The sequence below is a fragment of the Falsihalocynthiibacter sp. BN13B15 genome, assembly GCF_041205415.1.
GTDB lineage: Bacteria > Pseudomonadota > Alphaproteobacteria > Rhodobacterales > Rhodobacteraceae > Falsihalocynthiibacter > Falsihalocynthiibacter arcticus.
On the sequence record NZ_JBGFCE010000094.1, the window covers coordinates 1 to 422 of the forward strand.

At 54.7% G+C, this 422-nt stretch carries 1 protein-coding gene; it reads left to right on the forward strand.

Annotated elements, in window-relative coordinates; translation table 11 throughout:
* Positions 1 to 142: 142 nt before the first annotated feature.
* On the forward strand, positions 143 to 422 hold a 280-nt coding region (locus tag AB9F26_RS22325), incomplete at its 3' end, for an aminotransferase class III-fold pyridoxal phosphate-dependent enzyme (RefSeq protein ID WP_369769136.1).

Below are 422 nucleotides of genomic sequence, written 5' to 3' on the forward strand. Positions count from 1 at the left end.
CGCCTTTTCGATTGGACGCGCAACAAACGCCGGCGGTGGCGATTTGACCCCGCAACAAGCAGAATTCGCCCGTGACTTGGCCCAGCGATACAGCGCAAAAAGCCCAAAAACCAAGGCATATGTTCAGAGGTATCGCCCTGCCATGGCTGATCCGCGTACGGCGGCGGGCTTTCGGGCTGAATGGAAAGAACTGGTTTTTCCAGTCGTTTGTGATCGTTCCAAAGGATCACGGCTTTGGGATATTGACGGCAACGAATTCATCGACCTTGTGAACGGTTTTGGCCAGACGGCTTTTGGCCACTCACCCGATTTTGTTGTCGACGCAATCACTCGCCAAATGGAACGCGGATTTGCCATAGGACCGCAAAGCGATCTCGCTGGACCCATCGCCGAACGGTTTGCAAGGTTTGTGGGCCATCAAC